The 8,302-nt window shown below is 37.7% G+C and carries 6 protein-coding genes; 4 read left to right on the forward strand and 2 right to left on the reverse strand.

Going from position 1 to position 8,302, the window contains the following annotated elements; genetic code table 11:
* Positions 1 to 27: 27 nt before the first annotated feature.
* Positions 28 to 723, reverse strand: coding sequence for a DUF421 domain-containing protein (locus QJV27_RS02090; RefSeq protein ID WP_281447332.1), 696 nt, complete (start codon positions 721 to 723; stop codon positions 28 to 30).
* A 242-nt stretch (positions 724 to 965) separates the two neighbouring features.
* Between QJV27_RS02090 and thiD the strand changes: the two genes are divergently transcribed.
* From thiD to QJV27_RS02105, 3 genes are read left to right on the forward strand one after another with little or no spacing between them, the layout of a single operon-like run.
* The gene (gene thiD, locus QJV27_RS02095; protein WP_281447333.1) at positions 966 to 1,763 is read left to right on the forward strand and encodes a bifunctional hydroxymethylpyrimidine kinase/phosphomethylpyrimidine kinase; all 798 of its coding nucleotides are present in this window, start codon (positions 966 to 968) and stop codon (positions 1,761 to 1,763) included.
* Between the two features lie 34 nt (positions 1,764 to 1,797).
* Complete coding sequence (locus QJV27_RS02100; RefSeq protein ID WP_281447334.1) at positions 1,798 to 2,766, forward strand: tyrosine recombinase XerC; 969 nt, start codon at positions 1,798 to 1,800, stop codon at positions 2,764 to 2,766.
* Positions 2,767 to 2,776: 10 nt separating this feature from the next.
* The gene (locus tag QJV27_RS02105) at positions 2,777 to 3,724 is read left to right on the forward strand and encodes an aspartyl protease family protein (protein WP_281447335.1); all 948 of its coding nucleotides are present in this window, start codon (positions 2,777 to 2,779) and stop codon (positions 3,722 to 3,724) included.
* A 6-nt stretch (positions 3,725 to 3,730) separates the two neighbouring features.
* Here the strand turns inward: QJV27_RS02105 and QJV27_RS02110 are convergent, their stop codons facing one another.
* Positions 3,731 to 5,101: a DHA2 family efflux MFS transporter permease subunit gene (locus tag QJV27_RS02110; protein WP_281447336.1), complete on the reverse strand. Its 1,371-nt coding sequence runs from the start codon at positions 5,099 to 5,101 to the stop codon at positions 3,731 to 3,733.
* Positions 5,102 to 5,328: 227 nt separating this feature from the next.
* Between QJV27_RS02110 and QJV27_RS02115 the strand changes: the two genes are divergently transcribed.
* Positions 5,329 to 8,268 (forward strand): virulence factor SrfB, encoded by a 2,940-nt coding sequence (locus tag QJV27_RS02115; protein ID WP_281447337.1) that lies wholly within the window; start codon positions 5,329 to 5,331, stop codon positions 8,266 to 8,268.
* Positions 8,269 to 8,302: the final 34 nt, after the last annotated feature.

Genomic DNA, 8,302 nt, shown 5'->3' on the forward strand with positions numbered 1-8,302 from the left:
TGAATTTTATGTTAAAATTGTTTGGGGTTATGCCTCGATTTCTGAGGTTTTTTTATGAAGATTAACGTCAACGCTGATTTTTTTTCTGTCGTTTAAGGTTATGGTAATTTTATAATTATAATATTCTGCGATAAAAACATCTTCTAGTGCTAGATTATGCTGTTCTAATAAATTTGTAATATAGTGATCGTCTGTTTCCAACAATTCTAGGGGGAGTTTTTGAATATTGCCTCGTAAAATTAAAATAACCGAAGGTTCATTTTCTTGCTTCGTCAATACCGTTAATTGACCGTTAGGTTCAATTTGGGCGTAATGTACTTCTTGTAAGGATCCAATACCTCTTGAATGTAAGATAGATAATAAATTGAACATATCAATTTTATTTTGCTTATCGTTAATGGTTTCAACCATCAAAGAACCATTCTTAATAATAACGATCGGGTCACCGACAGCCAAAGATCTGAATATTTCGAATTTTTTGGCAACCCGATTTAAAATATGCATTAAAAAAGTGCCAATAATTAATACAATGATATAAGTATGTAAGGGAATAGTGTCACTATAAATAACGCCACCAATGATTCCACCTAAAATAAAATTACCTATTAAATCAATAGGGGACATTTGAGATATTTGCGTTTTACCAGATAAATTGAAATAACAAATAATAATGGCAAATCCAATAATAAATTTAATAAATACAACTAAGTAATAGTAAATCATTGTAGCCCCTACATGATGATATGCAGCTATAAATTTTTCTTTATATTAAATCAAAAGGTGCAAAGCTTGTGCGCTTTTAATATTCTCTTTTATCAATGCTTAAGACGTAATGGAAATATAAAAAGCAATATTCCAATTTTTGCATATAACATATTACATAATAATTTTTTAAAATAACTCTTCTTTATTTAATTGGATATTTTATATTAAAAGTTAGGTATATTTTCAATGATAGGCACAAGATGATTAAAAATATTTTAACCATAGCAGGAACAGACCCCAGTGGCGGCGCAGGGATACAAGCGGATATGAAGGTTTTCTCTGCGTTCGGTACCTATGCAATGTCTGTAATTACGGCTGTGGTTGCTCAAAATACGATGGGGGTTCGTTCATATCGTGATATGGATGCTAATTTCGTTGGTGAACAAATCGATGTTGTTTTTGAAGATATTCATGTCGATGCTGTTAAAATTGGAATGTTGTCGAACGCTGATATTGTTAACGTTGTGGCAAGCAAATTAAAGTATTATTCTGTAAAAAATATTGTTCTTGACCCAGTTATGGTTGCCAAAAGTGGAGATTCCTTGATTAACGAAGCTGCAATACACGCCATCAGGGAACAATTATTACCTTTGGTGACCATTATAACCCCTAATATACCCGAGGCATGCGTCCTACTAAAAAAGAAAGATACTATTTCTATTGATGAGATGTTAGAAAATGCACAACAATTGCTGCAATTTAAATCTCAATGGGTTTTGCTAAAGGGGGGGCATTTAGAGGGTAATATTTGTAAAGATGTTTTATGTAATACTGACGAATATTATGAATTTACTAATGAGCGTTTGATTACCAAAAATGACCATGGAACTGGATGTACGTTATCGTCTGCGATTACGGCTTTATTATCCACAACAACGGTTCCCAAAGCTGTTGAAAAAGCAAAAAATTACCTAAGTCAAGCATTAAAGGCAAGCTCTCAGTTATCTGTGGGGCATGGCCATGGTCCCCTGCATCATTTTTACGGATTATGGAAATAGCTAAATACATATCTAAAAGGGGCAATATTAAGAAATGTTAGCATTCGAATTATTACAACAATTTTTAAGTTGGATGAAAAATAGTCAAAGAGCCTCGCCCCACAGTTTGACAGCATACCAGCAAGATCTGGTGCGGTTTTTGGAATTTCTAACTTCGCATTTTGGTCAAGAACCAACGATACAGACTTTGTCAACATTATCTCATACTGATTTACGATCTTGGTTGGCTTATGAGAATAAAAAAGCCTTGCAGAATCCACATCTGGGACAGGGAAGGCATACACAAGACGCTGCAATTCGTACTCGCCGTCGCCGTTTATCGGCATTGAAATCTTTTTATAAATATTTAGCAAGATTTCATCAGGTTGAAAATATTGCACCCAGTTTAATTACCACCCCAAAAGTCAAACAACCCTTGCCCCATCCCTTATCACAAGAAGAAGCAAAAACCCTTGCCAAAGATATTGCCATTATTGATCCATCTCCAATGGCACAGAATCGTGATGTTGCTTTGTTTACATTACTTTATGGGTGTGGCTTGCGATTATCCGAAGCATTGGGTTTAAATTGGGCTGATCTACAAAATGCTGGAATGAACGATAAAGATGGGATTTTAAAAGTTACAGGTAAGGGCAACAAAGAACGGTTAATCCCAATCCTTCCCATAGTGGGAGAGGCATTATTACAGTGGCAAAAACATTACCCTGGCATTGCCAAAGGTGAAAGTCCCGTTTTTATCGGTGTTCGAGGTAAACGTCTAAATCCTTCCATTGCTCAAAAAACAATGCGAACCTATCGACGAATGATGGGATTGTCGGATATGGCTACACCCCATGCGCTGCGTCATTCTTTTGCAACGCATATGATGCAAAATGGGGGGGATTTACGCAGTATTCAAACTTTGTTAGGGCATGCCAGTCTGTCAACAACACAGCGTTATACGTTGATGGACGAAGCTCATTTATTAAAAGTTTGGGAAAAAACACACCCGCGCGCCCACTAGGAAAAAAGTGATGAGTAAATCTTTTAATTATGCACTTTATGTTATTATTTTCTGTAGTGCTGTTTTATTGAATGCTGTGACCAAGGCCTATGCCCAAAATAATTCATGTTCGTATCAGAAAGTGGGGCAAGTATCTTTACAAGATGTAAATGGTTTCCTACTTGCAACAGTACAAATTAATGGTCGGCCTTTTAACATGGTTGTAGATACAGGGTCAGAAGGCAGCTTGATTTCACCTCAGGGGGCAAGATCTCTAAATTTGCCTTTGGACCCTAATCGTCAAACAGTTGTTCAAGGACCAAGAGGCGGCCAAGATCTAGTACAAAATGTATGGATTAATCATATTAAATTGGGCAAACTGACGATTGGTCCTCTATCTGTGCCTTTGGGCAATTTACCTGCATATCCACGTCTTGATATTCCGGTAATTGGGTTAATTGGTGGGGATATTTTATCTCATTTTGATCTTGAGTTCGATGTACCTGAAAAATTATTAACATTTTGGGATGTACAGGCACGTTCGATGTTATGCAAATTGCCGCCATTTTGGGGAAATGCAATGCAACAAGTTGGATTGCAAATGGTAGGTCATCGTCCTTTTATACAAGTTCACGTTGATCGTTATCCACTGGTCGCTTTATTAGATAGTGGGGCCAGATCGCGGATCATTGCTTTTCACAAAGTGTTGCAAATGGGTATTAGTTATCAAACTTTGACTAAAGATCCTGGTGGAATTGCCAGTGGTGTCGACATGCGCAGTACGCGTTATTATTGGCATCACTTTAAGACATTTCAACTTGGCAATGAAATTGAGCATAACCCTATTTTGACTGTGTCCCCACTACAGGATTCAATGGACATGTTAATTGGATCAGATTGGTTTGCAACCCGCAAAGTTTGGATTTCATATGCGCGTCACATGTTATTCTTTACAACAAATACATCAACTAAAAAATAGAGGCGATTATATTCTTTTGTTAGGTAATAGTAAAAAGATAAAAGCACTGATGGTCGTAAATCCACCAAGCCAGATCCAAGTAAAATGAAAATGACTGGCAGGTAGGGCATGAATATGGATTTTCTCATCCAAAGTCAGTAAAATTGCAGCAACTGCGACCCCAGAAGCCATAGAAACCTGCATCACAGTGGATAACAAACAACTACCAGCTGGTTGACGTTTGGGGGATAAATCAAGAACGGTGGCCGTATTCATTGCTGTAAATTGCATCGAATTAACGAAACCCGTAATTAACATCAAAATTACCAAAAGCGTCCATGTAGAATGTTCATCAACAAAACTATATGAAACATAAGATGCGCTTAGAATTAAAGTATTAATAAATAAGAAGTTGCGATATCCAGCAAATCTAATGGCTTTTGCTACGAAAGGTTTAGCAATAATAGAGGACAGAGCTAGGGGTATCATAGCCATACCACAAGCAACAGGGGACAACCCCATTAATTGTTGCAACATTAAAGGAATCATGAATGGAACAGCACCACAACCCAAACGAGCAACTAAATTTCCAATAATTCCAACTGAGAAACTGCGAATTTTGAATAATTTTGGATTAAACAAAGGATGATCATGGAAAAAAGAACGTACCCAATACACCCCAGATAATAATAAACCAATTAATAAAATAATTGCAGGGCGTGTATAATCTTGACTTTCACTAAACAAGCTAAGCGCATAGGTCATTAAAGCAATAGAAACGGCAAAGAGTAAATAACCCCAAAAATCGATTTTAATCTTTTTATCTGTCGTTGTTGGAAAAAAGCGTAAAGCGAAATAAATTCCTGCAATACCAAAAGGGATATTAATCAAAAAAATGACAGACCAATGCATATAAGATGCAATGATGCCCCCAACAATTGGCCCAATTAACGGACCTGTTAAACCTGGTATTGTCACCATTCCCAATGCTTTGATTAATTGATCTTTGGGAAAGGTTTGGATCACTGCCAACCGTCCAACAGGTAACATTAACGCACCCCCAATACCTTGGATAATACGTGCCGCTAGCAGTTGATTTAATGTTTGCGATATGCCGCATAATAAAGAACCAAAAGTAAAGACGATCAAGGCAATGCAAAAAATTATACGACAACTATATTTTTGACATAAAATTCCCGTTAATGGAATAAACAGAGAATTTGCGATCATGTAAAATATGATGATGTTTTTGGTTGTTGATAATGGGGAATGAAAAACAGTTGCTAGATATGGAATAATTGTATTAACAGCGGTTCCATCTAACGAAGCCATAAAAAAGGAGATAGCCGCAACAATGGGGATAAGTTGTAACTGTTTGTTTTGAATAGAATTGTTCATTTATATTTAGTACAAAATAGCGTTATGATTAAAAGATGTTAATCGTGGGACGATGGTATGAATTTATGGCTTTTATACGTTTTTTAAGTAAGAAATTGTTTCAGAATAAAGGATCGGTATTATTTTTTAAAGTTGATTATTAAATTTATTTAAAAAAATGAATATAGTTTACTGTAAATTTATTATAAATTGTGACGATATTAAAATATCAGGAGAATACACGCAAGATGACCCGAACCATAACGTTAATACCTGACAGCGGATTACAATTTTGGCCAGTTAATTTTTCTGTTGAAGAAATTAAAAGTGTACGTTGCTGGTTTTGGGAAGAACGTAATGGTGAATACGAAGATGGTAGCCCACGATATATATTACACAGATTAATAGAGGATACAGAAACAGGGGTAATCAAGGACCCTGAAACTGGTCAAGTTCCACCAGAGGATCAGATATACGATATTTCGTGGCGGTCAGTTGCACAATCCTTAATGGATCAATGGCTGCCTATGCCTTTTTTTGCATCCGTATCATCTGAACAAAATGGTAATGATTTTTTTCGCAATGGCCCAGGAAATTGGGTCAGGGGTCGTTTTATACAAAACGAAGACGGGAAAATTCATCTTGATTTGGTGATTGATACAACACTTGAAACAACCGTGGAAAAAGGGGTATATAATGCCCCCACTTTGGAAGATAGCCAAAGGCAAGATCATTTTAGATTCGTTACTTCTTTAAAGGATATTGCTTGGTTTTTAAATGAAGGTTGGGTTGGTGATTGGCTATTAAAAATTCATCAAGACAACCAGAAAAAAATACAATCTAAGAATTTAACAGATCATCAGTATTTTTGCTGGCATTATGCGGTCTATCAAACGTTATTACATATATTATCGTTAACGCAACAAATGCCTGTATTGCATTTGCTGGACGGGGAACAAAATAAGAATTTACAAAATGCTGTCGAGGTTGATTTAGTACTAGATTTAGGGAATTCCAGAAGTTGTGGGATTTTAATCGAAGATCATCCAGGGCAGGATTTAAATTTTTCCAGTAGTTATCCTTTAATATTACGTGACTTGTCCCGCCCTCATTTGGAATATGATGAACCATTTCCAAGTTGTATTGAATTTGCCAAGGCAAATTTCGGCAGTGACCTTTTATCAAGACGTTCTGGACGGGCCAAAGCATTTTTTTGGCCCAGTCCTGTTCGGGTCGGCTTCGAAGCTGCACATCTGGCAGGAACACGTATTGGAAACGAAGGGTTAACAGGATTATCTTCGCCCAAACGTTATGTTTGGGACAGTCGCTTATCTTTACAAAGCTGGCGATACAACAGTCGTTCTATCAGTGATGGTGGTCGCATCATTGATCCCCCTGTAACAGGGGCTTTTATGGCGTTAATTTCTCCAGAAGGACGTGTTCTATCAGATGAAGAACGTGCATCAGGGGCAAATATAGCAACGCAGCCTAATTTTTCCCGTAGTGCATTATTTACCTTTATGTTTGTCGAAATTTTGATGCAAGCTCGATTGCAGATGAATTCCCCGCAAAATCGTGAGCAACGCCAAGACAAGACATTAATGCGAAAATTACGATCTATTGTTTTGACAATCCCCCCTGGTATGCCCGTAGCAGAACAAAAAGTTTTGCAAACCAGAACCAAGGCTGCCATTGATTTATGTTGGAAAATGTTGGGTCTGCCTTTTAATACACGTCCAAAACTACAATGTCGTCTAGATGAGGCAACGGCAACGCAAATCGTATGGTTGTATAACGAAATTACAGAACGGCTTGGTGGCAATGTTGATGAATTTATGCGCCTACACGGCCGTATGCGCGATAATACAACAGGCGATAATATATCTCAATCCCCGTCAATTCGGGTTGCCAGTTTGGATATTGGTGGCGGAACAACAGATTTGATGATTAGTTCTTATAGCGTGCCTGTAGGTGAAACAATTTGCCCCAAACAAGAATTTCGAGAAAGTTTCAAGGTTGCTGGGGACGATATATTAGAACATTTAATTACGCATGTTATTTTACCCCTACTCGAAGATGCATTAAAGAAAGCAGGCGTGGTTGATACACAGGCCTTATTAAGTCGTGCAATCGGCCAGGATTGGGGGGGACAATCCGAGCAGGAACGTCACTTACGTCGTTTATTTGTTAATACAATTTTAGAACCAATCGCCATTGCTATTCTAGCCAAATATGAATCGATAACGGATCGCAATACCGAGGGATTACCCTCGTTTTACGTGCGGGATATATTGGGTGAAGACAAAGAAAATATTCAGCGGTCTGCACTTTATATTCATCGTCAGGCAGAACAGGCTGGGGCAAAAGAATTCAATATCGCTGATGTTCAGATTTCAGTAAAAATTCAACATATAGAAGCAGCCATTTCTCACGTTATGGGCGAGGTTATATCCAATTTATGTGAAGCTATTTGGGCATATGATTGCGATGTACTGCTGGTATCAGGGCGTCCTTCACGGTTCAGACGAATTGTTGATATGATTACTGCTGCTATGCCAGTTCCCCCACATCGAATTGTTGGTATGTATCATTACAGGGTTGGTGCATATTATGCATTTCGGGATGCACGTAATCGGATTAATGACCCCAAAACAACCGTGGTGGTTGGGGCTTCGTTATGTCTTCAAGCCGAAGGGAAATTACAAAATTTTGTGCTACGTACACGGGATTTGAAAATGTATTCTACGGCACGTTTTATCGGACGATTGGAGAAAAACGGACAGTTAAGAGATAAAAATGTATGGATGTCTAACGTAGATTTAGAAAGCGATGTTGTAGAAAACGCAGGCTTTACAATCACGGACTTTGAAAACACAACCCGTATCGGATTTCGTCAGCTGGGAATAGAGCGTTGGCCGACCTCACCACTTTATACGTTAGAGTTTGGCAATTTTCCAGGTGCAAACAGGGTTGCATTGCCATTAACTGTAAAAATTGCCAGACAAAATATTGATTTGGATAAAGAACAAGAGAAGAATGACTATTCTGATCGTGAACAATTCAAAATTGCCGAAGTAACCGATCATAACGGAGAGCAATACCCCGTAAGAATATTATCATTAAGATTACAAACCATGCAAAATGCTGATGGCTATTGGCGCGACACAGGTCGCTTTACGTTGGCCTAGGGAAAGAACAGATAAGGATGTCTGAAGGATTTCA

This window comes from Commensalibacter oyaizuii, from assembly GCF_029953265.1.
In the GTDB taxonomy this organism is placed as follows: Bacteria; Pseudomonadota; Alphaproteobacteria; order Acetobacterales; family Acetobacteraceae; genus Commensalibacter; species Commensalibacter oyaizuii.

What these genes read in the sequence shown, in the direction of transcription:
- QJV27_RS02100 (WP_281447334.1), top strand. Translation starts at nt 1,798, where the DNA reads ATGTTAGCATTCGAATTATTACAACAATTTTTAAGTTGGATGAAAAAT.
- QJV27_RS02115 (WP_281447337.1), top strand. Translation starts at nt 5,329, where the DNA reads ATGACCCGAACCATAACGTTAATACCTGACAGCGGATTACAATTTTGG.
- QJV27_RS02105 (WP_281447335.1), top strand. Translation starts at nt 2,777, where the DNA reads ATGAGTAAATCTTTTAATTATGCACTTTATGTTATTATTTTCTGTAGT.
- thiD (WP_281447333.1), top strand. Translation starts at nt 966, where the DNA reads ATGATTAAAAATATTTTAACCATAGCAGGAACAGACCCCAGTGGCGGC.
- QJV27_RS02110 (WP_281447336.1), bottom strand. Translation starts at nt 5,101, where the DNA reads ATGAACAATTCTATTCAAAACAAACAGTTACAACTTATCCCCATTGTT.
- QJV27_RS02090 (WP_281447332.1), bottom strand. Translation starts at nt 723, where the DNA reads ATGATTTACTATTACTTAGTTGTATTTATTAAATTTATTATTGGATTT.